The following is a 24,049-nucleotide window of genomic DNA, read 5'->3' as shown; positions in this document are numbered from 1 at the left end:
TATCCTTACTTCTTAGATGTCTTACCAGCTTTGCGGATAATACGCTCATCTGAATATTTAACACCTTTTCCTTTGTAAGGCTCAGGTGGTCTAAATTCACGAATTTGAGCAGCAACTTGACCTACCACTTGTTTATCACTACCTTTGATAATCACATTGTTTTTATCAACGGTAATTTCTATACCTTCTGGAATAGCATAGTTGATAGGATGAGAAAAACCTAAAGCAAGTTCAAGAACTTTACCTTTTAACGCAGCTTTATAACCAACACCGTTGATTTCTAAAGTTTTGCTAAAACCATCAGTTAAACCGATGATGATGTTTTGTGCTAAAGCTCTATAAGTTCCCCAATAAGCTCTACTTTGTCTATCTTCACCTTTAGGAGAGAAAAGAATTTGTCCTTCTTTAATCTCAACATTAACATTTGCTTTTGTATCAAGCTCTTTTGCTAAATTTCCTTTTTTGAATTTTAGCAAGTTACCTTCTAATTTTACTTCTACTCCACTTGGAATAGCAACTGGTTGTTTACCTATACGAGACATTCATTTTTCCTTTTTACTTGTCTACGATATGACTACTTTATAAGAATGGATACCGAATACCATAAAAAGTAGAAACTCTTACCAAATGGTACATAAAACTTCGCCGCCAACGCCTGCTTTATAAGCTTCATCGTTAGCCAAAACACCTTTTGAAGTGCTTACTACGATAGTACCATAACCGTTTTTAAATCTTTTGATCTCATCTTTGCCTTTATAAACACGACGACCTGGTTTAGAAACACGTTTAACTTCGTTAATTACGCTTCTACCTTTTTCATCGTATTTTAAAACTACGTTGATGAATTTCTTTTTATCTTCTTCAACAACATTAAAGCTTTCGATATAGCCTTTAGCTTGGAAAATTCCAAGTAAAGCTTCGATAACTTTAGAATGCAAAAGTTGAGTAGTTTCTAGCCTTCTCATCCCTGCATTTCTAATTCTTGTTAGTGAATCTGAAATTAAATCATTTATCATGGTTCTTTCCTCTTACCAACTTGCTTTTTTAAGACCAGGAATTAAACCTTCATTTGCCATTTTTCTTAAGCAAACTCTACAAATTCCAAAATCTCTATAAACTGAATGTGGTCTTCCACAAATTTGGCATCTAGTATACCCTCTAACGCTAAATTTAGGTTTGCGGGCAGCTTTTGCAATCATTGATTTTTTAGCCATATTACTTTCCTTTTGCAAATGGCACGCCAAATAATTCTAATAATTTTTGTGCCTCTTTATCTGATTTTGCTGTTGTAACGATAGAAATGTTCATACCATGAGTTCTTAAGATTTTATCATATTCAACTTCTGGGAACATTAACTGCTCATCTAAACCAAAGTTATAGTTTCCTCTTCCATCAAAACCATCTCTTGGAAGACCTCTAAAGTCTTTAACACGAGGAAGAGCAATAGTAATAAGCTTGTCTAAGAAAGCATACATATTGTCTTTTCTTAATGTTACCATTACACCTACTGGAAAGCCTTCTCTTACTTTAAAACCAGCAACTGATTTTTTAGCTTTTGTGATAACTGCTTTTTGTCCAGCGATCAATGAAATAGTATCTGCAACATTTTGTAATACTTTTTGATCTTTTGCTAATTCCCCAGCACCTACGCTGATTACAACTTTTTCAATAAAAGGAATAAGCATAGGGTTTTTGATATCAAATTCTTTTACTAAAGCAGCTTTGATGCTTTGATCGTATTTTTCTTTCAATCTCATCATCTTATTCTCCTGCCTTTGCTACATTTGAAATATCCATTGGCATTTCTTTGTTGATAAAACCGCCATTTGGATTTTTATCACTTGGCTTAACAGCTTTTTTAGCAATTTTACAACCCTCAACAATAACTTTATTTGTTTTAGGAAATACTGCTAAAACTTTACCTGTTTTGCCTTTGTCATCACCTGCGATAACTTTAACCATATCATTCTTTTTAATTTTTAATTTCATTACAACACCTCCGGTGCTAGTGAAACAATTTTCATAAAGCCACCATATCTTACTTCACGACCTACTGGTCCAAAAATACGCGTTCCGATAGGCTCTCTTTTAGCATCAAGAATAACCGCTGCGTTTTCATCAAAACGAATTAAAGAACCATTATCTCTATGAATTTCTTTTTTAGTTCTAACGATAACCGCTTTTACCACTTGACCTTTTTTTACTTTACCATTTGGTAGAGCTTTTTTTACAGATGCAACGATCACATCACCAACAGTAGCGTATCTTCTTTTACTACCACCTAAAACCTTAATACACATTAATTCTTTTGCACCGCTATTATCAGCAACTGCAAGCCTAGTAAAACTTTGAATCATTACTCAACTCCTGCTGATACTATAGTTTTTAAGCGAAATGATTTTCTCTTAGAAAGTGGTCTACATTCAATAGCAACTACAGTATTTCCCACTTTAAGTTCATTTCTTTCATCATGAATTAAATATTTTTTAAAGCGTTTTACGATTTTTCTGTATTTTGGGTGAACCACTTTTCTTTCAACCAAAATTGTTGCTGTTTTATCTCCAGCAATTTGAACAACAACGCCTTGAATTTCTCTTTTAAATGCCATTTTCTATCCTTATTTTAAAGCGCTAATTGCAGTATTGATTCTAGCGATGTCTTTTTTAACTTCGCTAATCTCTTTAGGATTAGTTAGCTGCATTGTTTTTAGCTTTTGTCTTAAAGTAAATAAAAGCACCTTTTTTTCTTTTAGCATTGTTGCAAGCTCACCTGCTGTTTTATCTTTAATCTCAGTATATTTCATTTTGGCTCTCTCTTGTAACAAACTTAGTTTTAAATGGCAACTTATGCATCGCTAAAGTTAAAGCTTGTCTTGCCATTTCTTCATTAACCCCTGCCATTTCGTAAATGATACGACCTGGTTTAATGTTCATTACCCATTCCTCAACTGCACCTTTACCTTTACCCATACGAGTTTCTAAAGGTTTTTTAGTTAGAGGTTTATCTGGGAAAACTCTAATCCAAGTTTTACCTTGTCTTTTTACAAAACGAGTTAAAGCAATACGAGCTGCTTCGATTTGACGTGAATTGATACGGCCAGCTTCAGTTGCTTTTAGGGCATAATCACCAAAAGTAAATTCAGTCCCTCTATTGGCATAACCTCTGTTACGCCCTTTCATCATTTTACGATATTTTGTTCTTTTTGGCATTAACATGATTATTTACCTCTTCTTGCTCTTCTAGTTTTTTTAGCTGGAGCGTTTTCTTCGGTTTTTTCAGGTTGAACACCCTTTTGTAAAACTTCACCTTTGAAGATCCATACTTTAATACCTATGTTTCCATAAGTAGTGTGTGCTTCTGCAAAACCGTAATCGATTTTTGCTCTTAAAGTGTGAAGTGGAACACGACCTTCTAGGTACCATTCAGTTCTTGCCATTTCAGCACCACCTAAACGGCCTGAAACTGAAACTTTAATCCCTTTAGCACCTGCTTTTTGCGCTCCTTGAATTACTTTTTTCATTGCTCTTCTAAAAGCAATTCTTTTTTCAAGTTGAGTAGCAACACTTTCAGCTGCAAGTTGAGCTGAAGCACCTGCTTTTCTTTCTTCTTTGATATTGATATTAACTTCTTTTTTAATTAGATCTTGAAGTTCTTTTCTTAAGATATCAACATCGCTACCTTTTTTACCAATAATAATCCCTGGTCTTGCAGCTACAACAGTTACTCTTAATTTTTTCGCTGTTCTTTCTACAAGAATTTGGCTAATTCCTGCATAATAAAGTTTTCTTTTTAAGAAAGTTCTGATTTTATAATCTTCACCAATATTTTCTGCTAAATTAGCTTTTGTAGGAAACCATCTTGATTCCCAGTTTCTGTTAATTCCTAGTCTTAAACCAATCGGATTTACTTTTTGTCCCATATTAGCTTTCCTTTTTCACTGATGCTTTTTTAGCTTTTGTAGTTTTTTCAGCACTTGCTTCTACTTTACTAACTTCTACCAAAATGTGTGAAGTTGGCTTTCTAATACGACTAGCACTTCCTCTAGCTCTTGGTCTAAATCTTTTTAAAACCGCACCAGCATCAACACGACAACTTGAAACAACAACTTCATTTGCTTCAAATCCGCCATTTGCTACAGCACTTGAAATAGCATTTGCTATAAATTTAGCACCTTTATTTGGCATAAATTTCAAACTAGCTAATGCAAGCTCTGCATTCATACCTTGAACTTCTCTAGCAATCAATCTCGCTTTAGTTGGAGATAATCTTATGAATTTAATTAATGCTCTACTCATAAATCTCCCTTACTTACCTATTTTCTTTTGAACAGAGCCTTTGTGACCCTTAAATGTTCTAGTAGGTGCAAATTCACCTAGTTTGTAACCGATATGATTTTCAGTAACATACACTGGGATAAAGCTTTTTCCATTGTGAACATTAAAAGTTAAACCTATCATATCAGGTATAATAGTGCTGCGTCTTGACCAAGTTTTAATTGGCTTACCATCGTTAGCTTTTTTAGCAGCGATGACTTTTTTCATTACATGGTCATCAACAAAAGGACCTTTTTTTAGTGACCTAGCCATCTTACTTTCCTTTTCTTCTTGAAATTATTAGCTTATCGCTAGCTTTTTTACGGCGAGTTTTAGCACCTTTAGTTGGTTTACCCCATGGAGTAACTGGATGACGGCCTGAATTTTTCTTACCTTCACCCCCACCGTGCGGGTGATCAACTGGGTTCATCGCAGAACCTCTTGTTTGAGGACGAATACCTCTATGGCGATTTCTACCAGCTTTACCGATAGTCACGTTTGACCATTCTTCGTTACCAACTTCACCGATACTTGCCATACATTCAGCTAAAACTTGTCTCATTTCACCACTAGCAAGTCTTAAGATAACGTATTTTTCTTCTTTACCCATTAATTGAGCATAAGCACCTGCTGAACGGATCATTTGACCGCCTTTACCTGGCTTTAACTCGATATTGTGTACGATAGTACCCACTGGGATGTTTCTTAATTTCATTGCATTACCTGGTTTGATGTCAAGTCCGCTTTCAGCAGCACATACCACATCACCTACACTTAAACCTTTTGGTTGTAAGATGTATCTTTTTTCACCATCTCTATAAGAGATCAATGCAATACGACAATTTCTGTATGGATCATACTCGATTGCTTCAACTTTACCTTCAATACCAAATTTTCTTCTTTTAAAATCTATAATTCTGTAAAGTTTTTTAGCACCTGCTTCTTTATGACGACTTGTGATTCTACCATTATTGTTACGTCCTGCATGAGCTGGAAGTTTTACAAGTAATGAACGCACACTAGCTTTTGCTGTGATATCATCAGAACTTATACCTGTGATGTATCTTCTACTTGGAGTATATGGTTTATAAGTTTTAATTGCCATCTTACGCCTCCGAACTTTCTAAGCTCACACCTTCTGGTAGCTTAACATAGAATTTTTTAAAGCTATTTCTTTGACCTTCACGACCTCTAAAACGCTTTACTTTTCCATCCATTTTTAAAGAATTAATTCTTACTGGAGTTACACCAAAATATTCTCTTAAAACCTCTTTTAGACCATTTTTAGTCATTTTTGGAGAAGTTTGAATAACTACAACACCTTGCTCTTGAAGGTTTAAGCTTTTTTCAGTGTAAAGTATTGTTTTTATATCAGTAATATCTGCCATTTTAACCCTCTTTTACGATAGATTCAAGCGCTGCTTTTTCAATGATAACAGCATTAAATACAGATACTAAATAAGCATTTACTTCGCTAATATCTACTACATAGCAATTTGCTAAGTTTCTAAAAGCAAGAAGTGTTTTTTCATCTAGTAAATCTTTTACAATTAAAGCATCTTTTAAACCAAGCTTTTTAATAACTGCATTTGCATCTTTTGTTTTACCGCTTTCAATGCTTAAACTATCTACTGAGAATAATGCATTGTTTTGTGCTTTATCAGCCAATGCTCTTTCAAGCGCTAAGCGTTTTTGTTTTTTATTAACTTTTTGGAAATAATTACGATTGTTTGTAGGACCAAATGCCACAGCACCGCCAACCCAAACATTCGTTCTTGTTGAACCTGCTCTTGCACCACCACGACCTTTTTGTCTCCATGGTTTTTTACCACCACCGCTTACATCGCTTCTACCTTTAGTGTGAGCTGTATTTGCTCTAAGGCTAGCAAGATAAGATTTTACATATAAATAAAGGTTGTGAGGATTAACTTCTGCATATTTTGCTGGAAGATCGAGTTCACTAGCTTTTTCAAATTTATCATTTAAAACAGTTACTTTACTCATTTTGCAATCCTTATTTTACCCATAGCACCATTAAATCCTGGTACCGCACCTTTTACTACTAAGATGCCATTTTCTTCGTCAAACGAAACCACTTCATTTTTTACAGTAACTTTTGCATTACCATAATGACCTGCCATTTTCATACCTGGTTGAACACGACCTGGCCACTCGCGGTTACCGATTGAACCGTGGCGTCTGTGGAATCTTGAACCGTGACTTGCAGGACCTCCGGCAAATCCGTGTCTTTTAACAACCCCACTATAACCTCTACCTTTAGAATTAAAGCTTACCTTTAAAACTGTAGCTTCTTTTAAAGGGTTAAGATCGATATCGCCTGCTTCTGTATTTGCTACTTCTAAAGAAGCAAATCTATTATATTCAGCTGAAAGATTGTATTTTTTTTGCTGACCTGCAATGCATTTATTGTTTGCTTTGCCTTTTACATAAGCAACCAAAGCTTTTCCATTTTCTACTTCACATACTTTAGTTTGAACAAGTTTAAGTAAGGTTACAGGAATGCTTGGTGTGCTGATTGTTCTACTCATACCAATTTTTTCTACAATGTATTCCATATTCTATCCTTATTTACCCATAGCTCTTACTTCAACATTGACTTCAGGAGCCAAGTCAAGCTTAGTGAGTGAATCTACTGTATCTGGAGTAGCTGCTACAATATCAAGCATACGAGCATGAATTCTCATCTCAAATTGTTCACGTGAATCTTTATTGATGTGTGGAGATTTCAAAACTGTGTATCTTTTGATTTTTGTAGGCATTGGCACTGGACCTCTGATGTCAGCACCTGTTCTTTTAACAGCTTCTACAATTGCTGCAACTGTGCGATCTAGAACTCTGTGGTCATAAGCTTTTAGCTTAAGCCTGATTCTTTCCATATTTTTTCCTTTGTAAAGAACTCGTTAGATCCATAGAATCTAACCACCATATAAAATGATGTTGAGATTATATAAAAACATACTTTGCTATGTCAAGAAATTTGTATATTTTTTTTGATTTTTTTCCTTTTTAAAAGGATAAAAATTAAATTTTATAAATTTTATAATATTTTTTACTCATTAAGAAAATCTAAGAAAAAATATAGTATGATTTCAAAATCTAAAGGGGCATTAGCTCAGCTGGGAGAGCACAACGCTGGCAGCGTTGGGGTCAGCGGTTCGAACCCGCTATGCTCCACCATTTAGTATAAAGAAATCTATGAAATCACTACAATTTTTTTACGATAACTACCCAAAAATTTCAAAATTTGATGAAAGAAAAATTCAAATTCAAACCCATAAAAACATCATCATAAAAGGTGGTTTTGCTAGCGGTAAGAAAAATTTGATTTTAAATTTTTTATCCTTATATAAAAGCGAGAATATACTTTTTATTGACTGTGAAGACTTAAAATTTCAAGTAAGTGCTTTAGCAAATCTCAATTCTTTTTTAACCTACAACCCGCAAATTAAATTTTTAGCTTTATGTAATTTTGCTCATGATTTTGATTTTACTAGTTTAAAACATCTTAATTTGCAAATCATACTTAGCGTGTGTGATTTACATTTTCACTTAGATCATTTTGAAGAACTTTATTTAGATTACTTAGATTTTGAAGAGTTTTTAAGCCTAAACAAAAAATACGCCGATACCAAAACCATGGTAAGTTACTTTTTACACACAGGCCGCAATGTGATCTTAAGTCACAATGCTTACACAAGCTCATCTTATCTCAAAAGTTTCTACACTCCACTAGAACTGACTATACTCAAACAAATCGCTCTAGAACTAGGAAGTGAACTTAGTGTTAATGAATTGCTAAAAACTTTAAAAACAACTATCAAAATTTCCAAAGATACTTTATATAAAAGCATAGAAAAATTAGAGTCAAATTTCACTTTATACTTTGTTAAAAACCTCGAAAAAAATTTAAAAAAAGTATATTTTTGGGATTTTTCACTCAAAAACTCCCTTAGTGTGCAAAAAGATTTTAGTGCTTTATTTGAAAATTTAGTTTTAAGTGAATTATTTAAATTTAAACAAGAAATTTTTTATACTAGATATTTTGATTTTTATATACCAAGTTTAAAAAATGCCTTTTTATGCTCACCTTTTAAAGATAAAGATTTGCTTACTTTAAAAGTAAAAAAAATACTTAGCAAAAATCAACTTGCACTTTCAACCATTTACATCATCACACTTTCACAAAGAGATGAGTTTTTTATAGAAGGCGTGCGTGTGATGATTTTACCTTTTGATGAGTGGGCTTTAGGAAATTAATCTAACTCATCAAGTTTATGTTGTTCAATGATAGACAAAATAAGCTTAGTATAGTTGCTTTTAATTTCTGAATATTTTTCTAAATGACTTGCTGCTTCTTTACCATCTAGTTTTTTATTTTGACTGATGGCATTCCATCTCCATGCTCTTAGTTCTTTATAAGCATCGTGGCGATTTAAATTTAACAAATACGAATCTACACTTTCTTGCAAAGTATCAAAAATGCGAATTTTATGGGTTTTTCCTTCGCTTCTTTCTTTTGGGATCAAACCTTTTTCACCCCAAGTCCACTCGCCAAATAAATTATTTGCTTCTTTGGCAAATCGACTAGTACCAGTTGCACTTTCGATGATAGCTTGAGCTATGGCTAAAGATCTTGGTACTACTTGAATACGCACGCGATATTCATGCAAATCATATAAATTTTTCACACGGTATTTTTCTTTTAATAACCATAATTTTTTTATAGCATTAGGATTTAAAGATCTAAAATTATTTTTTAATGCTTCTTTGAAAAATGATTCTACAAATTCTTTTTCTTTTTTCACATCTTCAAATGAAACATCTAATAAAGCATTGATCTTTTTGATAAAGACTTCACGTTTTTCTTTTGGACTTAAAGCATAATAATGCGCATCAAACCCTGCTACAAACTCAGCATTTAAAAACAAAATGCTACTAAGTAAAATTATAATCAGCTTCAAAACAGCACTTCACCTTTCCTCTAAAAAATATTTGATCCTCTTCTAATCTAAAATATAAATTCTCATTGCTTTTTGGCTTTACCAAAACATCATCTCCTACTTTTTGGTTTAAATATGCCAAATAAAAACAAGCCCCCATGCCTGTGCCACAAGCTAAGGTTTCGTTCTCAACGCCTCTTTCATATGTTCTAACTCTTATAAATTCTTCATTTTCTATCTTAGCAAAATTCACATTTGCATTGTATTTTTTACGTACTTCTTTACATAAATTAACATCAAATTCATTCAAATCATCGACAAAAGTTACTATATGCGGAACTCCGGTATTACAGCCTTGCCAAATTCTACCTTTATACTCAAAAGCTTCTTTAACATCTTTAATTCCGCTTAATTTGATCTCTACCATATCATCATCGATAAAAGATTTTATAAGCCCTGCACCAGTTAAGAAATTTAAATACTGTGATTTTTTAAGATAGCGATGTGCAAAATGCGCTGCCGCACGAGAACCATTACCACACATGCTTGCTTGGCTACCATCACAGTTATAAAATTCCCATTCAAAGTCATATCTATCGTGTGGCACTATCACAATAAGCCCATCAGCACCTATACCCTCATAGCGATTACAAAGAATTCTAGCTAACTCGCTACGGTCTTTTTTTTCACTATCTGCAAAAACTACAAAATCATTTCCACTTGCACAATACTTATAAAATTTCATCCATTACCTTTAAAGTGTGTTTTAAAAAATTTAGCACATTTTCTTCAAAAATCATATAACTTGAGTTATTTTTTATCACAAAATCTGCTTTTTTTAACTTTTCTTCTATATCAAGTTGCAATTGAATTCTTTTTAAGGCTTGGTTTTTGTCTAAATTATCTCTTTGCATAAGTCTTTGAAGCAAAAGTTCCTTTGGAGTGTAAATTAATATACTTTTTCCTAAACCATGATAGTGTTTGTTTTCGAAAAACAAAGGCAGTTCTATAAAAAAAGCTTTATTTTTTTGATCTGAAATTTTGGCTTTTTGCAAAATCACTTCTTTGATTTTAGGGTGCAAAAAATCTTCTAGCTTTTTTTTAGCATTTAAGTCATTAAAAACGATAGCACCTAGCTTTTTTCTATCTATCTTTCCTGTTGTGATTAAATCATTATTATGAAACATTTTAGCGATAGAGTTAGCATGTGTGTTTAAAAGTTCATGTGCTATTGTATCAGCACTTAAGGTTTCAAAGCCTAAATTTTGGACTATTTTGATAAAACTTGACTTTCCACCTGCTATGCTTGAAGTTACAAAATAAGCATTTTGCATAATTTAACCTTAAAATATTTTTAGTTAAAATACCTTTTAAATTCTTAAAGGAAGATAAATGAATATAAGCTATGAAGATGCGGGTGTAAGTATAGATAATGGCAATGCTTTTGTAGAAGCGATCAAGCCTTTAGTAAAAGAAACTTTCAATGAAAATGTTTTGGGTGGTATAGGCTCTTTTTCGGGTGCTTTTGCTATGCCAAGTGGGTTTAAAAACCCTGTTATGTTGGCAGCAACTGATGGAGTAGGCACAAAGTTGCGTCTTGCTATTGATAGTCAAAAATTTGACACCATAGGTGAAGACTTAGTGGCAATGTGTGTAAATGACTTGATTTGTAATTTTGCTACACCTTTGTTCTTTTTAGATTACTATGCAACTGCAAAACTTGATGTAGAAGTAGCTAAAAAAGTTGTAGCAGGAATTGCTAATGGTTGTAAAAAGGCAAATTGCGCTCTAATAGGCGGAGAAACTGCTGAAATGCCAGGAATGTACCATAGTAACGATTTTGACCTAGCAGGTTTTTCAGTAGGTATGGCCGAAAAAGATGAGATCGATAGAAGAAGTTTTGTCAAAAACGGAGATATTTTACTAGCCCTACCTAGTAGCGGACTTCATTCTAATGGATATTCTTTGGCTAGAAAAGTACTATTTGAAGCCCAAAAACTAAAATTTGATGATAAAATAGATGGTAAAAATTTAATCGATGTTTTACTTGAACCTACAAGAATTTATGTAAAAGACTTTTTAAAATTAAAACCATTTATCAATGCACTAGCTCATATCACAGGTGGTGGATTGGTGGAAAATTTACCAAGAGTTTTTCCAAAAGGAATAGGCGCGATCATTAGAAAACATCATTTAAAAACCCCTGAAATTTTCTACCAAATAGGACAAAGCGTAGAAGAAGCTGAAATGTATAGAAGCTTTAATATGGGCGTGGGCTTAGTTATGGTAGTAGATCCTGCAAATGTGAGTAAAGTTTTAGAAAATTCAGATGCTTATGTTATAGGCGAAGTTGTATTAAACGAGGGAGTGATTTTAGAATAACCCAACTCCCCAGAGTTTGCTAATAAGCATTAAGCTTTTTAGCTTAATGTTATTAGAGAGTTTGCCTAATAAGGAGTTTGGTATTTATATACCATTACACACTTGTATTCTTGATTAACGTGCTTTTGTTTGTTGTTGTTTGTTTGTTGTCTATAATTATTTCAAGCAAACTCTGGGCAATTGAGTTTAGTTTCACACTAACTATCATAGTTAGTGTGAAAAAACTTACCACCATAAACCTAGTTTTAAAAACATCGTATGTGAACTAGTATCATCAAAGGTAAATGCACCTGCATAATTGAGTGATAAGTCAGCATTATGTGCTATAGCATAAGAAAGACCTAATTGTCCAAACCCATAATACTTTGAAGTTTCTACTTTTGCACTAAGATGATTAGTGCCTAGTTTTAAATTTCCTTTTGCATCATTGTATAAGTTTACAATAGCTCCCATAGTAAGATTGGTTCTTAATTTATCACTCCATGGTTTATACCATTTTAAAGCAGCACTTGCATCAATAAAATTAAACTGTTCTGCTAGGTAGTGTTCTTTTGTTCCACCTAAGTGATAAAGAGAAAAGTTTTTATTACTCATACCATAATAACTAAGACCAAGCTCAGGAGAAATTCTTGCAATATCTAAAGTATTATAATAATTTGCACCTAGTTTAATTTCTGCTCCATAACCATATACCTTAGTATCACTTTCTACACTAACAGGTAAGCTTTGATAGCTTTTTTCTATATCACTTTGAGTATAATCTAAGATTGTTCTAGCACTAAGATAGTATTGATTAATCCCATCTCTTGCTAATACTCCATAATAAGTTAAACCACCATAGTATGTTTTATCATCAAATCTTAGTCTTTGTCTAGCTTGTTCTTTTTTACTATCTTCATATCCTAGATAAAAACCTATCACACCATAGTCTTTAGGTAGTTCTCTTTGAGAACCTCCTATTAAACCACTAGTATTAACCTTTAAATGACCTGTTGTTTTTCCTATCTTGATATTAGAGTGATTATAATAAGGCAATAAGAAAGTATGGTTTTTTGCATGTGGGTTTTTATTAGGAATGAAGATGTCTTCTAATTCTGCTAATAAGTCTGCATCATTACCATAAGCTTCACCTTGTTTAGATAATTGCATATTTAATGCTTGAGAGAATTCTGTTTGGAAGTTTTGAGAGGTGATGTCTCTTAACATATTAGAGATATTAATCGCTCTTAATCTTGAAGCATATACCATAGACTTTGCTAAGGTTTTACCACTAAGTTCTTTAGTATCTACTACGGCTGCATATTGACCCTTACCTACATTCACAAAGTTATAAATTCCACTAATGCTATGGATATTGCTTGCATCTACACCTGCACCATTGTTAGTTTCATTTCCTTGGCTATTTCCATTTTTATCTGCAAAGAAAGTATTACTATCATAGATTTGATTTAATACTAAATCTTTAGTATTAACATAAATATTATCTGCATAAATACCACCTAGATTATCTCCACCTATGATGATAGAATTTTCTAATCTTTGGTTGTTATCTTTAGTATATTCTAAAGCATTAAAATACCAACCATCTATGCTAATTTTACCCTTATCATTGTTTTCTAATTGGTGGCCATTGTTATTTTTACCAATAAAGCCATTATTATGTTCACTTGCTTTGTTAAAGCTTGGAGTAAAATTAGAACTAAGTGTAATAGTACCTGTATTTGTAATACCATTGTGTATGCTACCATGATTGATGATATTCATAGAGCCTTCATTGTTAATGCCTCCATTAATGACAGCATTAGCTTGATTATATAAAAAGTCTATTGTGCCATTATTATAAATAGCATAAGCATGATCCATATTAGCTGTATCATCTAGTGTTGCTAAAGGCATTTTAACATGGCTAATGGTTCCTGAGTTGATGATAGTTCCAATATGAGCTTTATCTTTATTGTCTTTAGTTTTTATATTTGCTAAATTGCTAATACCTGCTATATGACCTTTATTATCAATAGCTCCTATAGCACCTGTGTTTTCTAAGCCTTGTTCTAAGGTAGCACCTTGTTTGTTTTCAAAGGTTTGCATAAAGTCTTTGTTTTCAAATTTGTTTTTAATACTACCTTCATTATTAAAAGCACCTATCTTGCTTGTATCATCTCTAGTGATTGTCATATCACCATTGTTAGTGATAGAACCTACAAAAGAGCCTCCTTTTAAGTCTAAGTCAGCTTTAGCACCCTCATGGTTAATGATAGAACCTACTTGACTTTCATTTGCTAGTGTAATACCATCACCACTAATAGTGCCTTTATTTTCTATAGAAGATATAAAGCTTTGATTTAGGTGGATACCTTTTTCAATGGTGCCTTCGTTGTTTATAGAACCTATTTGGCTTTTATTTGCTAGTGTGATACCTTTTTCAATGGTGCCTTTATTTAAAATAGTATCTATTTGAGAATTACCTTTTAAGTCTATAGAACCTTGGATGGTTTTTTCATTGTTAATGGAAGTGATATAAGACTTACCATTAAGAGTGATATTACCTGTGATAGATCCTCTGTTTAAAACAGAACCAATGATTTTAGATTCATTGTTAAGATTGATATTGCCCTTAATAGCACCATCATTTTGTAAGGCTGTACCATTTGGGTTAAGTGTCAAATCGCCATTTTTAGCCATAGTAGCTGAGGCAATTACTGCGCCCTTGTCTAGATCAATAGCGTTGGTGTTAGGGGATTTATCGTTTGAGCCGATGGTACTTGTGTGATCGATCATAATACCTGCGGTGCCTCCGGCAATAAGTCCTCCTTTTTGTATTATTGAACCTAGTTTAGAGCTATATACTAGACTAATACCAACCGCTTTTTTAGATAATATAGTTCCACTGTTGATTATAGTTTCTCCTATTGTTCCACCACCCAATGCGGTTAAATACATCCCTCCTATTCCGGTATCATCTAAAATAGTTCCACTATTTTCAATCGTGCCAAATTTACCATTTGCAAAATACATAGCAGCACCAGTAGTTTCTGCTTTATTTTTATTGTATATCAAACCTGAATTATTAATATTGTTAATAGTAGTAGCACTCCACACAACAATAGCCCCATAACCATCAGTATCCTCCGTTGTCTTAATAGTGCCGCTATTGTTAATGGTGTTAATAGTTGCGTTACTACCTTCCACACGAATTGCAATTTTACCTGCAATTAAACCCGAGTTAGTAATACTATCGATCGTGCCACCATTGTTGTAGATACCAAAAGGCTGACTATTTCCATTTGCGATGATAGAGCCATGATTATCAATGGTAGTATTACCGGTTTTACTACTTACCACAACACCTTGCCCATTGTTAACTTCAATCTTACCATTTTTATCTATGGTTAAAGTACCACCACCATTGTTAATGGTAACTGTGCTACTTTGATTACCACTTATTGTACAGCTTGTGCCACTGCAATCACCACCGCTGATATCTCTTTGGTTTTTGCTAGTTATTTGGATAGCACCACTTGAATAATTATGATCGCTTATGATGTTTGCATTAGCATAGCTAGCTAAAAATGAAATAGTTGCTAAAGAAAGAAAGGTTTTTTTGTAAAAAATGAGAGTTGGTTTAATGAATTTAAAGAATGTTTGATTTGGGAATTATCGATTCCCCCCCCCCGTGGAGTAACGAATAGACATTATTTTTCCTTTTGATTTAATTTTATGTTGATTTTCGCGGAATTATAAATGGTTATTTTAAATAAATTTTTAATACAAGCAGTGGTAAGTAAACCTCTTAGAAATTCTAAGAGGTTTTGTTTTTAGTTTAGTGGGTGAAGTTCGTTTGCATAAAAGCTTACTGAGTTCATACCTTCTTTGATAGCCCATTCATAAGCTTTTGCTACAAATTCCCAGTTAATGTGTGCATAGAATTTTTCTAAGTACGCAGGACGTGCATTGCGATGATCTACATAGTAAGCATGCTCCCATACATCTACTACTAAAAGTGGAACTTTACCTTCAGTAATAGGTGTAGCAGCATTGCTTGTAGCTACTAATTCTAGTTTTTGATTTTGAGTGTTGTAAACTAGCCAAAACCAACCAGAGCCAAATACCCCTGTAGCACCTTTGATAAATTCTTCTTTTAAATTTTCCATAGAACCAAAGTCTTTTTCCACTGCTGCTTTAAATTCATCGCTTAAAGAACAGCCACAACCACAGCATGTTTTTGGCTTAATGCAGTCAAAATAAAAGTCATGATTATACACTTGAGCAGCGTTGTTGAAAATTCCACCGCTTGAATTTTGCACGATGTATACTAAGTCTTTTCCTGCAAATTCAGTATCTTTGATAAGATTGTTTAGGTTATTTACATAAGTTTGGTGATGTTTACCATGATGATAAGCAAAAGTTTCTGCACTTAAAAAATCCCCAAAAGCATCTGCTTCATAAGGTAGTTTTCTTAATTCAAACATATCGTTCTCCTTTTTTAAATTTATGGATATTCTAACATAGTTATATTAAAAAAGACTAAACATCTCTTGATTTTACAAAAGTATGATTTTATCTTGTGCTAAAGTTTTTGCCACATCAATTATACGTTGGTTTTTACTACCCTTGAATTTTAATGACAAGTCCTTTTGCTCTAAGATAAACTTCCCATCAATCAAAACATCAGCATAAATGAGTAATTCTTTCATGGCTTGTTCTTGCAACAACTCTTCATAAGTAAAGCCTGTGTATATAGTAAGATCAAGCCCCAAAGCTTTAATATGCTTTGCTAGCATGCTTAAATTTTTTGCTTGCATAAAAGGCTCTCCACCACTAAAAGTAACACCTTGAAGCAAAGGATTTTTACAAATCTCATCATATAAACTTGCTAAATCTTGCAAATATCCCTTGTTAAAATCATGTGTTTGTGGGTTATGGCAACCTTTGCAGCGATGAGGGCAACCTTGAGTAAAAATCACATAACGCAAACCATAACCATCGACAATGGATTCTTTTTCAACGCCTGCTAGTCTAATGAAAGTTGTGCTTAATTCTTGCATGCACTTCTGCTTTTTTCGCATTGTTAAAACGATCAAGCGTTCCCACTAGATAACCTGTGATCCTTCTAATGCGTTCGAATTTAACATCATCTTCTTTTCTATGACATTTTGGGCAAAACTCATCTATCACACCGCTATAACCACACACTGGGTCTCTATCTAGCGGGAAGTTGATCGAGCCATATCCGATGTTACTTTCTTTCATGCATTGTATGATACGCTTAAAGCTTTCTAGGTTTTTACTCACATCGCCATTTAACTCTACATAAGTAATATGCCCGCCGTTATTTAGCTCATGATATGGAGCTTCTATTTGAATTTTTTCATAGATACTGATAGGAAAATCCACAGGAATATGAAAAGAATTGGTATAAAATTCTTTATCGGTTATGCCTTTTAAAATGCCATATTTTTTTTGATCTAGCTTTAAAAATCTTCCACTTAATCCTTCAGCTGGAGTGGCTATGAGTGAAAAATTCAGTTTGTCTTTGAATGCTTTTTTATCGACAAATTCACGCATAAAACGCACGATTTGCAAGCCAAGCTCTCTTGCTTCTTGGCTTTGCCCATGATGAGAACCCACCAAAGCTACTAAGCTTTCACAAAGCCCTATATAACCTATAGCTAAAGTCCCATGCGCGATCACTTTTTCTACGCTATCGTTTTCTTTTAAAGTATCTGAATTTATCCAAATTCCCTCGCCCATTAAAAATGGGAAATTTTTAGCCTTTTTTAGGCTTTGAATTTGATATCTATGCAGTAACTGCTCATACACAAGCTCTAATTTTTCTTTTAAAAATGAGTAAAAAAGCTCCAAATTTCCTTTGGCTTCTATAGCTAAACGCACAAGGTTGATACTTGTAAAACTTAAATTTCCTCTACCGCTTGTGATTTCTTTACTCTTATCATAAACATTTGCCATAACCCTAGTTCTACACCCCATATAAGCCACTTCGCTGTTATAATCGCCCTTTTTATAGTATTTTATGTTAAAACTCGCATCTAAAAAGCTAAAATTTGGAAAAAGTCTTTTAGACGCACATTCTATAGCAAGCTGAAAAAGCTTATAGTTAGGGTCTTTTTCATGGTAATTAACACCTTCTTTTACTTTAAAAATTTGCACAGGGAAAATGGGCGTTTCACCCTCTCCTAGTCCTTTAATCGTGGCTTTGAGTAAATTTTCTACCACCATTTGTCCTTCAAAAGATGTATCAGTGCCATAATTTAGCGTACTAAAAGGAACTTGTGCTCCTGCTCTTGAGTTCATAGTGTTAAGATTATGCACCAAAGCTTCCATGGCTTGATAAGTAGCATTTTGCGTTTCAACGAGTGCTTTTTTATACGCGTAAGCATTAGCTTTTTCTAGGAAGTCTTGTTGGTAGCTTGGTAAAGATTTCAAAAGTGTTTTTAAGCATGCTTTTTCACATGAAGCTTGAAAGTTAGCATTTTCAAAGCATTGATCATCTATGTTTTGCTCTAATTTTATTTCAAAAAATGCTTTTATGGCTTTTTTATACTCTTTTTGAAAAGTTTTTGCCACGCCTTTTGCCATGGCAAAGTCAAAATTAGGTATAGATTGACCTCCGTGCATTTCGTTTTGGTTAGCTTGTAGGGCGATACATGCTAGCGATGCATAAGATCTGATATCATTTGGCTCTCGCAAGCTTCCATGCCCTGTGCTAAAACCATTTTCAAAAAGCTTTAGCAAGTCAATTTGACAGCACGTTTGAGTTAGCATATAAAAGTCTTTGTCGTGTATGTGTATATCGCCGTTTTGGTGTGCTTTTGCTATATGTTTTGGCAAGACACATTGATCAACATAGTACTTTGCTCCTTCTGAGCCATACTTTAACATCATACCCATAGCACTGTCTGAATTGATGTTTGCATTTTCTCTTTTAAGATCTGCTTCCTTAGAGTCTTGAAAAGTCAAGCTATCGTATAAACTCAATAAACCTCGGTCGTTCTTGTGGGTTAGTAGCTTTTGTTGGTGGTGGAGCATATATGATTTGGCGGTATTTACTAGGGAATTTTTAATCAAAACTTCTTCGATTAGATCTTGGATTTTTTCTACTTGGATACCCTCATCAAGCAAAGATACAACCTCATCGCAGAGCCGATCTAGTTTTTGCTCGTCTAATTTTTCATCGCTTGAGTTAAGATTGGCTTTAAAAATGGAATTTTTGATCTTTGTAGTATCAAACACAACTTGGCTTTTATCTCTTTTTATAATAAATTTTATCTTCATAGAAATTTTCCTAAAAAATAATCTCTAGATACTGAAAAACAGCACTTTGACAAGATAAGTTTAGTACAAAAAGTTGATGAAAAACTTAAAAAATAAAAAGAAAAATTCACACAAAAAATGTGTGAATTAGATCAATCAAGCTCTACGCCTTTGATAGTATAAATTTTATCAATTCCGCGATTTCCAAACATTTTATGTGTATTACAATGACTTTGGATATTCCACTCTTCTAGCTCATGATGAAAATTTTTACAGTTATGAAAAAGGTAAGCCATGGTGATGACATTTTGCACATCCCAATTTGCTACACTATGTTCATAGGCTTGACAGTTTTCAAAACAATGTGCCATTCTGATTGTATTGGAGGTTTTCCAGTGCAATAAAGAATGGTTAAATTTAACACAGTTAAAAAACATGTAAGACATATCTTTTAAACTTTGAGTGTTCCATTTTGACAAGTCTTGGTTGAAATTTTTACAGTTAAAAAACATACTCTCCATATTTTCAACTTTTGACACATCCCAGCGTGATAAATTAGCATTAAAACTTTCACAACAATAAAACATATAAGACATATCTTTAGCATTTGAAACGTCCCAATTTTCAATACCCAAAAAGTCCGATCTTTTAGAGTAATAAAACACATATGAAAAATCATCTATCAAAGACACATCGATATCTTTTAAAGAAATTCTATCATTATGCACTAGTGCCATCAACTCGTTTTTGTTTTTAGGTTTATACATACTAGCCTCCTTTGTATACTTTAAAAACCGTTGCGAAGTTTTAGGTGTTTAAATGTTAATGATTATTTTAAAAATGTTAATGATAATTAATTTAAAAGAAACTGAATTTAAATAAAATTAAAAGAGCATGCAAAATAACAAATTAGAATGTAACTTTTTGTAAAATGAAAATAAATATCAAAAATATGGGAATAAAAATAGAGGTGGTGACCCATACGAGACTCGAACTCGTGTTACCGCCGTGAAAGGGCGATGTCCTAACCGCTAGACGAATGGGCCACTTTGCAGTTAAAAATGAAATTATATATATATTTTACTTAATATATGATTAATTTGCAAGTTTAACACAAAATCCACCTAAAAAAGGTAGATTAAATGTCGATTTCTATGCCAACAGGAGCATGATCTGAACCAAAAATATCATCTCTTATAAAGGCATTTTTGAGCTTATCTTTTAAACCATTAGAGATAAAAAAGTAGTCAATCCTCCAGCCTACATTTCTTTCTCTTGCTTTCATTCTATAGCTCCACCACGAGTATTTTTCTTTGATGTCGCCATTAACATGCCTAAACGTATCTACAAAACCTAATTTTAGCAAATCATCAATCCAAGCACGTTCTATAGGTAAAAAGCCTGAAGTTTTTTCATTGGCCTTTGGGTGAGTTAAGTCTATCTCACGGTGAGCAGTGTTAACATCACCACAAATGATAATCTCTTTACCTTCTTTTAAAAGCTTATCTAGATACACCAAAAAATCATTGTAAAATTTCATTTTAAAATTCAAACGCTCTTCATCTTTTTGACCATTTGGAAAGTAGATGTTAAACAAAACTATATTTTTAAATCTATGTTCTAAAACCCTACCCTCATCATCATCAAAAAATTCACATTTTTTCACTTCGCAGTCAAAATTGCACAAGCTCATCACTCCCGAGTAGCCCGCTCTTTTGGCACTATTTGAATACATATGTTTGAAAGGGTATTCGTAAATTCTTTTTGGGAATTTGTCTTCGTGTGCTTTGATTTCTTGAAAGCCTATAAAATCAATTTCTTCTTGTTCGATCCAATCTAGTGCGTTTTTATCGCAAATTGCCCTTAGGCCATTTACATTCCATGATAATAATTTCATTAAAAGCCTTTATTCTTTAGTTATTGCTATTTTATATGCGATTTATTAATTTTATTCAAATAGACTAAGTTTTTATTTTATTCTAAAGGAAAAAAAATGCGTTTAAAGCTCTCGTGGGTGCAATTTACTTTACTTAATACCGTTTTTATTATGGCGTTTAATTTTCCATTGTTTGAATTTGTATATGATAAAATCGAGCAAGATCTCATGCTTTTTGGGGTATTTTTTGGAATTTATTTTTTCTTAGTTTTAAGCATACTATCTTTAGTCTTCCTTCCTTACTTGAGTAAAATTTTAAGCATATTTTTGCTTAGTACTTGTGCTATTTGTAGTTATTTTGTTAGCAACTATGGAGTTTTAATCGATGATCATATGATACAAAATGTTGTTGAAACAGATAATAGAGAATTTTTTTCGTATTTTAATTTTTCTTTTGTTTTGTATATTTTAGCTTTTGTTGTTTTACCTAGCGTGCTTGTGATTTTAACTAAGATCGAGTATGAGAGATATTTTTTCAAAAAAAGTGTATTATTTTTAGGATCTTTAGCTATATGCTTTGGCTTAATCGCCCTTAGTTCAAAGTCTTTTTTGCCTTTTTTACGATCACACAATATCGTTAGAATGTATAATCTACCATTTTACCCAATTTACTCTAGTATAGAATTTACCAAGAAAAAACTAGCAAGCAAAAAAGAACTTACTATCATTTCAGATGATGCGAGTTTAAAAGATAACAATGCTTCTAGATTGATGATTTTAGTTGTAGGAGAAACAGCTCGAGCAAGTCATTATTCTTTAGGGGGTTACACTTATAATGATACAAATTTTTACACCAAAAATGAAGCAAATTTGGTTTATTTTAGCGATGTAAGCTCTTGTGGAACTGCCACGGCAAGAAGTTTGCCTTGTATGTTTTCAAGACATAAAAGAGAAGATTTTAAAGATGGTTTGTATGAAGAAAATGTTTTAGATATCTTACAAAAAGTCGGGGTCAAAAGTGTTTGGTTTGGCAACAATTCAGGAGGCTGCAAAGGCAATTGCGATCGCATAAAACACCAATTGATTGCAAAAGATTATGATGAGAGTTTACTCGAACTTGTAGAAAAAGAACTCCAAAACACCCATACCAACCAAATCATCGTTGTGCATTTACAAGGTTCTCATGGGCCAACTTACTACAAACGCTACCCAAAAGAATTTAAAAAATTTACTCCTACTTGTGATACAAACAAGCTTAACACCTGCTCACAAGAACAAATCATCAACACCTATGATAATACTTTACTTTACACAGATTTTATTCTTAAAAATCTTATAGATTTACTTCAAAAAAGCCCTATTCAAGAGGCTTCTTTACTGTACCTATCAGATCATGGGGAGAGTTTAGGTGAGAATGGAATTTATCTACATGGCATGCCTTATTTAATAGCACCAAAAGACCAAAAACATATACCAATGATCTTTTGGAGTAAAGATGGCAACTTAACTCAAGCCTTACAAGCAAAAAAAGACTACAAGCTCTCGCATGATAATCTTTTTTCAAGTTTGCTAGGGTATTTTGGAGTAAATAGTAAAGAGTATGAGGCAAATTATGATATATTTAGCGAAAATTTAAAGGAAAATAAACGATGAAACCTAAGTATTCTTTGTTTAAAAATGCAAGCTATGCCTTGAGTGGAGTTAAATTTTTACTCAAAGATGAAATGGCTTTTCGAATAGAATTTGCCATTATCCTGCCTTTAATATGCTTGAGTTTGTTTTTTCCTATAAGCTTTTTAGAGCATTTTGTGCTTGTATTTGTTCTAGTGTTGATTTTGATCGTAGAAGCGCTAAATTCTGCCATAGAAGCTTGCGTGGATCTTTGCACGAGCGAATTTCACATCTTAGCCAAAAAAGCAAAAGATTGCGCAAGCGCAGGGGTGCTTTTTAGCGTAGTTTTAGCTATAATTACTTGGAGTTTTATTCTTTTTGATATGGCTAGAGAATGGATGATAAAGTAAAAACACTATGTGTTAAAATTTTTGGTAAAAAACGTTTTGAAATTTTAGAATTTTTAGCGCTTCATGCTGATGATGATGGCTTTGTCTTTGCAAATATCGAAGAACTTTCCAAACAATTAAACATCAGCAAACCTACCATTATTTCTACTTTTAAATTTTTAGAAGAAAAAGCTTTGCTTGAAAAACTCAAAAATGGATTATATAAACTCAAATAGGAGATAAAATGATAGTTAAAAACCCTTTGGATATGCATTTGCATTTACGTGATGAAAGCATGCTTGAACTTGTAGCTCCATTTAGCGCAAAAGACTTTAAGGCAGGGGTTATCATGCCAAATTTAATCACCCCACTTACTGAAACAACTGCACTCAAAGCCTACAAAGAACGCATTTTAAAAGCATGCAACAAAGAAGACTTTACGCCTTTAATGACTTTGTTTTTTAAAGACTATGATGAGAAATTTTTAGAAAAAGCCAAAGATGAACTTTTTGCCATCAAGCTTTACCCTGCGGGCATAACCACCAACTCAGATAATGGAATTTCAAGCTTTGATATAAAAAAGCTAAAGCCCACATTAAACGCCATGAGCGAATTAAACATACCTTTGCTTGTGCATGGTGAAACAAATGATTTTGTAATGGATAGAGAAGCGAATTTTGCTAAAATTTATGAAAAACTAGCAAAAAACTTTCCGAAACTAAAAATCATCATGGAGCACATCACCACCAAAACTTTGTGTGATTTACTAAAAGATCATGAAAACTTATACGCAACTATCACTTTACACCACTTGATGATAACCTTAGATGATGTAGTGGGTGGCAAGATGGATCCGCACTTGTTTTGCAAGCCTATTGCAAAACGCTATGAGGATAAAGACGCTTTATGCGAGCTTGCTTTTAGTGGCTATGAAAAGGCTATGTTTGGAAGCGATAGCGCGCCTCATCCACTACACGCTAAAGAATGCTGTGGTTGTGCGGCTGGTGTATTTAGCGCACCGGTGATTTTACCTGTGCTGGCTGAACTTTTTGAAAAACATTCAAATGAAGTAAATTTGCAAAAATTTATTTCAGATAATGCCTGCAAAATCCATGATCTTAAATTTGAAAATGATAAAATTATCACTCTAGAAAAACAAGAATGGCAAGTACCACAAAAATACGGTGATGTGGTGCCATTTATGGCAGGAAAAATTTTAAATTTCAAGGTGCAATAACCTTGAA

Annotated in this window: 32 protein-coding genes and 2 tRNA genes; 7 read left to right on the top strand and 27 right to left on the bottom strand. The window is 33.2% G+C overall.

Annotated elements, in window-relative coordinates:
* Nucleotides 1-5 precede the first annotated feature (5 nt).
* From rplF to rpsJ, 17 genes are all read right to left on the bottom strand, one after another.
* Nucleotides 6-542: a 50S ribosomal protein L6 gene (rplF, locus tag A0083_RS00485; RefSeq protein ID WP_039617154.1), complete on the bottom strand. Its 537-nt coding sequence runs from the start codon at nt 540-542 to the stop codon at nt 6-8.
* A gap of 78 nt (nt 543-620) precedes the next feature.
* A complete protein-coding gene (rpsH, locus tag A0083_RS00480) occupies nt 621-1,016 on the bottom strand; it encodes a 30S ribosomal protein S8 (protein WP_120760688.1) in 396 nt (131 codons plus the stop codon).
* 12 nt (nt 1,017-1,028) lie between these two features.
* Complete coding sequence (locus A0083_RS00475) at nt 1,029-1,214, bottom strand: type Z 30S ribosomal protein S14 (protein WP_012660824.1); 186 nt, start codon at nt 1,212-1,214, stop codon at nt 1,029-1,031.
* A 1-nt stretch (nt 1,215) separates the two neighbouring features.
* Nucleotides 1,216-1,761: a 50S ribosomal protein L5 gene (gene rplE / locus A0083_RS00470; protein WP_120760687.1), complete on the bottom strand. Its 546-nt coding sequence runs from the start codon at nt 1,759-1,761 to the stop codon at nt 1,216-1,218.
* A gap of 1 nt (nt 1,762) precedes the next feature.
* Nucleotides 1,763-1,990, bottom strand: coding sequence for a 50S ribosomal protein L24 (rplX, locus tag A0083_RS00465; RefSeq protein WP_012660822.1), 228 nt, complete (start codon nt 1,988-1,990; stop codon nt 1,763-1,765).
* Nucleotides 1,990-2,358 carry a 50S ribosomal protein L14 gene (gene rplN, locus A0083_RS00460; RefSeq protein ID WP_012660821.1) on the bottom strand — a complete coding sequence of 123 codons (369 nt, stop codon included), beginning with the start codon at nt 2,356-2,358 and terminating at the stop codon, nt 1,990-1,992. The genes rplX and rplN overlap by 1 nt, the downstream gene beginning before the upstream one ends.
* Nucleotides 2,358-2,609, bottom strand: coding sequence for a 30S ribosomal protein S17 (rpsQ, locus tag A0083_RS00455; protein ID WP_039617148.1), 252 nt, complete (start codon nt 2,607-2,609; stop codon nt 2,358-2,360). Before rpsQ ends, rplN begins: the two co-directional genes overlap by 1 nt.
* Before the next feature lie 9 nt (nt 2,610-2,618).
* Complete coding sequence (gene rpmC, locus A0083_RS00450) at nt 2,619-2,804, bottom strand: 50S ribosomal protein L29 (RefSeq protein ID WP_012660819.1); 186 nt, start codon at nt 2,802-2,804, stop codon at nt 2,619-2,621.
* Complete coding sequence (rplP, locus tag A0083_RS00445; RefSeq protein ID WP_039648881.1) at nt 2,791-3,216, bottom strand: 50S ribosomal protein L16; 426 nt, start codon at nt 3,214-3,216, stop codon at nt 2,791-2,793. The genes rpmC and rplP overlap by 14 nt, the downstream gene beginning before the upstream one ends.
* A gap of 2 nt (nt 3,217-3,218) precedes the next feature.
* Nucleotides 3,219-3,920 carry a 30S ribosomal protein S3 gene (rpsC, locus tag A0083_RS00440; protein WP_039617145.1) on the bottom strand — a complete coding sequence of 234 codons (702 nt, stop codon included), beginning with the start codon at nt 3,918-3,920 and terminating at the stop codon, nt 3,219-3,221.
* Between the two features lies 1 nt (nt 3,921).
* Nucleotides 3,922-4,296, bottom strand: a complete 375-nt coding sequence (gene rplV, locus A0083_RS00435; protein WP_039617143.1) for a 50S ribosomal protein L22 — start codon at nt 4,294-4,296, stop codon at nt 3,922-3,924.
* 9 nt (nt 4,297-4,305) lie between these two features.
* On the bottom strand, nt 4,306-4,587 hold the full coding sequence (gene rpsS, locus A0083_RS00430; RefSeq protein WP_039617142.1) for a 30S ribosomal protein S19: 282 nt from the start codon (nt 4,585-4,587) through the stop codon (nt 4,306-4,308).
* Nucleotide 4,588: 1 nt separating this feature from the next.
* Nucleotides 4,589-5,419, bottom strand: coding sequence for a 50S ribosomal protein L2 (rplB, locus tag A0083_RS00425; protein WP_039662363.1), 831 nt, complete (start codon nt 5,417-5,419; stop codon nt 4,589-4,591).
* A gap of 1 nt (nt 5,420) precedes the next feature.
* Nucleotides 5,421-5,702, bottom strand: a complete 282-nt coding sequence (locus A0083_RS00420; protein ID WP_039617139.1) for a 50S ribosomal protein L23 — start codon at nt 5,700-5,702, stop codon at nt 5,421-5,423.
* Nucleotide 5,703: 1 nt separating this feature from the next.
* Nucleotides 5,704-6,318 carry a 50S ribosomal protein L4 gene (gene rplD, locus A0083_RS00415; protein ID WP_039617137.1) on the bottom strand — a complete coding sequence of 205 codons (615 nt, stop codon included), beginning with the start codon at nt 6,316-6,318 and terminating at the stop codon, nt 5,704-5,706.
* Nucleotides 6,315-6,890, bottom strand: a complete 576-nt coding sequence (rplC, locus tag A0083_RS00410) for a 50S ribosomal protein L3 (protein WP_039662361.1) — start codon at nt 6,888-6,890, stop codon at nt 6,315-6,317. Before rplC ends, rplD begins: the two co-directional genes overlap by 4 nt.
* 9 nt (nt 6,891-6,899) lie before the next feature.
* Nucleotides 6,900-7,211: a 30S ribosomal protein S10 gene (rpsJ, locus tag A0083_RS00405; RefSeq protein WP_012660810.1), complete on the bottom strand. Its 312-nt coding sequence runs from the start codon at nt 7,209-7,211 to the stop codon at nt 6,900-6,902.
* A gap of 225 nt (nt 7,212-7,436) precedes the next feature.
* Between rpsJ and A0083_RS00400 the strand changes: the two genes are divergently transcribed.
* A tRNA-Ala gene (locus tag A0083_RS00400) sits at nt 7,437-7,512 on the top strand.
* Nucleotides 7,513-7,530: 18 nt separating this feature from the next.
* Nucleotides 7,531-8,592 (top strand): ATP-binding protein, encoded by a 1,062-nt coding sequence (locus A0083_RS00395; RefSeq protein ID WP_197553343.1) that lies wholly within the window; start codon nt 7,531-7,533, stop codon nt 8,590-8,592.
* On the opposite strand, the gene A0083_RS00390 is transcribed toward A0083_RS00395, so the two are convergent.
* From A0083_RS00390 to coaE, 3 genes are read right to left on the bottom strand one after another with little or no spacing between them, the layout of a single operon-like run.
* Nucleotides 8,589-9,296: a glucosaminidase domain-containing protein gene (locus A0083_RS00390; protein WP_197553340.1), complete on the bottom strand. Its 708-nt coding sequence runs from the start codon at nt 9,294-9,296 to the stop codon at nt 8,589-8,591. The two genes, A0083_RS00395 and A0083_RS00390, sit on opposite strands and share 4 nt — an antisense overlap.
* The gene (gene dapF / locus A0083_RS00385; RefSeq protein WP_120760684.1) at nt 9,271-10,020 is read right to left on the bottom strand and encodes a diaminopimelate epimerase; all 750 of its coding nucleotides are present in this window, start codon (nt 10,018-10,020) and stop codon (nt 9,271-9,273) included. The genes A0083_RS00390 and dapF overlap by 26 nt, the downstream gene beginning before the upstream one ends.
* Nucleotides 10,007-10,609, bottom strand: coding sequence for a dephospho-CoA kinase (gene coaE, locus A0083_RS00380; RefSeq protein WP_197553337.1), 603 nt, complete (start codon nt 10,607-10,609; stop codon nt 10,007-10,009). The genes dapF and coaE overlap by 14 nt, the downstream gene beginning before the upstream one ends.
* Before the next feature lie 58 nt (nt 10,610-10,667).
* On the opposite strand from coaE, the gene purM reads away from it, so the two are divergent.
* Nucleotides 10,668-11,657, top strand: coding sequence for a phosphoribosylformylglycinamidine cyclo-ligase (gene purM / locus A0083_RS00375; protein ID WP_120760682.1), 990 nt, complete (start codon nt 10,668-10,670; stop codon nt 11,655-11,657).
* A 225-nt stretch (nt 11,658-11,882) separates the two neighbouring features.
* On the opposite strand, the gene A0083_RS00370 is transcribed toward purM, so the two are convergent.
* From A0083_RS00370 to A0083_RS00340, 7 genes are all read right to left on the bottom strand, one after another.
* Complete coding sequence (locus A0083_RS00370; protein WP_197553334.1) at nt 11,883-14,999, bottom strand: autotransporter outer membrane beta-barrel domain-containing protein; 3,117 nt, start codon at nt 14,997-14,999, stop codon at nt 11,883-11,885.
* 473 nt (nt 15,000-15,472) lie between these two features.
* On the bottom strand, nt 15,473-16,126 hold the full coding sequence (gene sodB, locus A0083_RS00365) for a superoxide dismutase [Fe] (protein ID WP_120760623.1): 654 nt from the start codon (nt 16,124-16,126) through the stop codon (nt 15,473-15,475).
* Nucleotides 16,127-16,198: 72 nt separating this feature from the next.
* The gene (nrdG, locus tag A0083_RS00360) at nt 16,199-16,702 is read right to left on the bottom strand and encodes an anaerobic ribonucleoside-triphosphate reductase activating protein (protein WP_232087561.1); all 504 of its coding nucleotides are present in this window, start codon (nt 16,700-16,702) and stop codon (nt 16,199-16,201) included.
* Complete coding sequence (locus A0083_RS00355; RefSeq protein WP_197553328.1) at nt 16,674-18,950, bottom strand: anaerobic ribonucleoside triphosphate reductase; 2,277 nt, start codon at nt 18,948-18,950, stop codon at nt 16,674-16,676. The genes nrdG and A0083_RS00355 overlap by 29 nt, the downstream gene beginning before the upstream one ends.
* A 131-nt stretch (nt 18,951-19,081) precedes the next feature.
* Entirely contained in the window at nt 19,082-19,696 is a 615-nt protein-coding gene (locus A0083_RS00350; protein WP_120760626.1) for a BspA family leucine-rich repeat surface protein, read from the bottom strand.
* Between the two features lie 204 nt (nt 19,697-19,900).
* A tRNA-Glu gene (locus A0083_RS00345) sits at nt 19,901-19,975 on the bottom strand.
* 92 nt (nt 19,976-20,067) lie between these two features.
* Nucleotides 20,068-20,826 (bottom strand): exodeoxyribonuclease III, encoded by a 759-nt coding sequence (locus A0083_RS00340; RefSeq protein WP_120760627.1) that lies wholly within the window; start codon nt 20,824-20,826, stop codon nt 20,068-20,070.
* Nucleotides 20,827-20,922: 96 nt separating this feature from the next.
* On the opposite strand from A0083_RS00340, the gene A0083_RS00335 reads away from it, so the two are divergent.
* Genes A0083_RS00335 through pyrC form a run of 4 tightly spaced genes read left to right on the top strand, consistent with a single transcriptional unit; the run spans nt 20,923 to nt 24,042 of the window.
* On the top strand, nt 20,923-22,458 hold the full coding sequence (locus A0083_RS00335; protein WP_197553325.1) for a phosphoethanolamine transferase: 1,536 nt from the start codon (nt 20,923-20,925) through the stop codon (nt 22,456-22,458).
* Nucleotides 22,455-22,826, top strand: a complete 372-nt coding sequence (locus A0083_RS00330) for a diacylglycerol kinase (protein WP_120760629.1) — start codon at nt 22,455-22,457, stop codon at nt 22,824-22,826. Before A0083_RS00335 ends, A0083_RS00330 begins: the two co-directional genes overlap by 4 nt.
* Entirely contained in the window at nt 22,811-23,041 is a 231-nt protein-coding gene (locus A0083_RS00325; RefSeq protein WP_197553322.1) for a helix-turn-helix domain-containing protein, read from the top strand. Before A0083_RS00330 ends, A0083_RS00325 begins: the two co-directional genes overlap by 16 nt.
* A gap of 8 nt (nt 23,042-23,049) precedes the next feature.
* Nucleotides 23,050-24,042, top strand: a complete 993-nt coding sequence (gene pyrC, locus A0083_RS00320) for a dihydroorotase (protein ID WP_197553319.1) — start codon at nt 23,050-23,052, stop codon at nt 24,040-24,042.
* Nucleotides 24,043-24,049 lie beyond the last annotated feature (7 nt).

This window comes from Campylobacter sp. 2014D-0216 (genome assembly GCF_014931215.1).
In the GTDB taxonomy this organism is placed as follows: Bacteria; Campylobacterota; Campylobacteria; order Campylobacterales; family Campylobacteraceae; genus Campylobacter_D.
This window is presented reverse-complemented; position numbering and strand designations above follow the sequence as displayed.

What these genes read in the sequence shown, in the direction of transcription:
- A0083_RS00335 (WP_197553325.1), top strand. Translation starts at nt 20,923, where the DNA reads ATGCGTTTAAAGCTCTCGTGGGTGCAATTTACTTTACTTAATACCGTT.
- rplV (WP_039617143.1), bottom strand. Translation starts at nt 4,296, where the DNA reads ATGAGTAGAGCATTAATTAAATTCATAAGATTATCTCCAACTAAAGCG.
- rplP (WP_039648881.1), bottom strand. Translation starts at nt 3,216, where the DNA reads ATGTTAATGCCAAAAAGAACAAAATATCGTAAAATGATGAAAGGGCGT.
- rpsQ (WP_039617148.1), bottom strand. Translation starts at nt 2,609, where the DNA reads ATGGCATTTAAAAGAGAAATTCAAGGCGTTGTTGTTCAAATTGCTGGA.
- A0083_RS00330 (WP_120760629.1), top strand. Translation starts at nt 22,455, where the DNA reads ATGAAACCTAAGTATTCTTTGTTTAAAAATGCAAGCTATGCCTTGAGT.
- A0083_RS00350 (WP_120760626.1), bottom strand. Translation starts at nt 19,696, where the DNA reads ATGTATAAACCTAAAAACAAAAACGAGTTGATGGCACTAGTGCATAAT.
- rplB (WP_039662363.1), bottom strand. Translation starts at nt 5,419, where the DNA reads ATGGCAATTAAAACTTATAAACCATATACTCCAAGTAGAAGATACATC.
- rplN (WP_012660821.1), bottom strand. Translation starts at nt 2,358, where the DNA reads ATGATTCAAAGTTTTACTAGGCTTGCAGTTGCTGATAATAGCGGTGCA.
- rpmC (WP_012660819.1), bottom strand. Translation starts at nt 2,804, where the DNA reads ATGAAATATACTGAGATTAAAGATAAAACAGCAGGTGAGCTTGCAACA.
- nrdG (WP_232087561.1), bottom strand. Translation starts at nt 16,702, where the DNA reads ATGCAAGAATTAAGCACAACTTTCATTAGACTAGCAGGCGTTGAAAAA.
- A0083_RS00475 (WP_012660824.1), bottom strand. Translation starts at nt 1,214, where the DNA reads ATGGCTAAAAAATCAATGATTGCAAAAGCTGCCCGCAAACCTAAATTT.
- A0083_RS00355 (WP_197553328.1), bottom strand. Translation starts at nt 18,950, where the DNA reads ATGAAGATAAAATTTATTATAAAAAGAGATAAAAGCCAAGTTGTGTTT.
- A0083_RS00340 (WP_120760627.1), bottom strand. Translation starts at nt 20,826, where the DNA reads ATGAAATTATTATCATGGAATGTAAATGGCCTAAGGGCAATTTGCGAT.
- A0083_RS00395 (WP_197553343.1), top strand. Translation starts at nt 7,531, where the DNA reads ATGAAATCACTACAATTTTTTTACGATAACTACCCAAAAATTTCAAAA.
- A0083_RS00420 (WP_039617139.1), bottom strand. Translation starts at nt 5,702, where the DNA reads ATGGCAGATATTACTGATATAAAAACAATACTTTACACTGAAAAAAGC.
- rpsS (WP_039617142.1), bottom strand. Translation starts at nt 4,587, where the DNA reads ATGGCTAGGTCACTAAAAAAAGGTCCTTTTGTTGATGACCATGTAATG.
- rplD (WP_039617137.1), bottom strand. Translation starts at nt 6,318, where the DNA reads ATGAGTAAAGTAACTGTTTTAAATGATAAATTTGAAAAAGCTAGTGAA.
- rpsH (WP_120760688.1), bottom strand. Translation starts at nt 1,016, where the DNA reads ATGATAAATGATTTAATTTCAGATTCACTAACAAGAATTAGAAATGCA.
- pyrC (WP_197553319.1), top strand. Translation starts at nt 23,050, where the DNA reads ATGATAGTTAAAAACCCTTTGGATATGCATTTGCATTTACGTGATGAA.
- rplF (WP_039617154.1), bottom strand. Translation starts at nt 542, where the DNA reads ATGTCTCGTATAGGTAAACAACCAGTTGCTATTCCAAGTGGAGTAGAA.
- dapF (WP_120760684.1), bottom strand. Translation starts at nt 10,020, where the DNA reads ATGAAATTTTATAAGTATTGTGCAAGTGGAAATGATTTTGTAGTTTTT.
- rplE (WP_120760687.1), bottom strand. Translation starts at nt 1,761, where the DNA reads ATGATGAGATTGAAAGAAAAATACGATCAAAGCATCAAAGCTGCTTTA.
- A0083_RS00325 (WP_197553322.1), top strand. Translation starts at nt 22,811, where the DNA reads ATGGATGATAAAGTAAAAACACTATGTGTTAAAATTTTTGGTAAAAAA.
- coaE (WP_197553337.1), bottom strand. Translation starts at nt 10,609, where the DNA reads ATGCAAAATGCTTATTTTGTAACTTCAAGCATAGCAGGTGGAAAGTCA.
- rpsJ (WP_012660810.1), bottom strand. Translation starts at nt 7,211, where the DNA reads ATGGAAAGAATCAGGCTTAAGCTAAAAGCTTATGACCACAGAGTTCTA.
- sodB (WP_120760623.1), bottom strand. Translation starts at nt 16,126, where the DNA reads ATGTTTGAATTAAGAAAACTACCTTATGAAGCAGATGCTTTTGGGGAT.
- rpsC (WP_039617145.1), bottom strand. Translation starts at nt 3,920, where the DNA reads ATGGGACAAAAAGTAAATCCGATTGGTTTAAGACTAGGAATTAACAGA.
- purM (WP_120760682.1), top strand. Translation starts at nt 10,668, where the DNA reads ATGAATATAAGCTATGAAGATGCGGGTGTAAGTATAGATAATGGCAAT.
- rplX (WP_012660822.1), bottom strand. Translation starts at nt 1,990, where the DNA reads ATGAAATTAAAAATTAAAAAGAATGATATGGTTAAAGTTATCGCAGGT.
- rplC (WP_039662361.1), bottom strand. Translation starts at nt 6,890, where the DNA reads ATGGAATACATTGTAGAAAAAATTGGTATGAGTAGAACAATCAGCACA.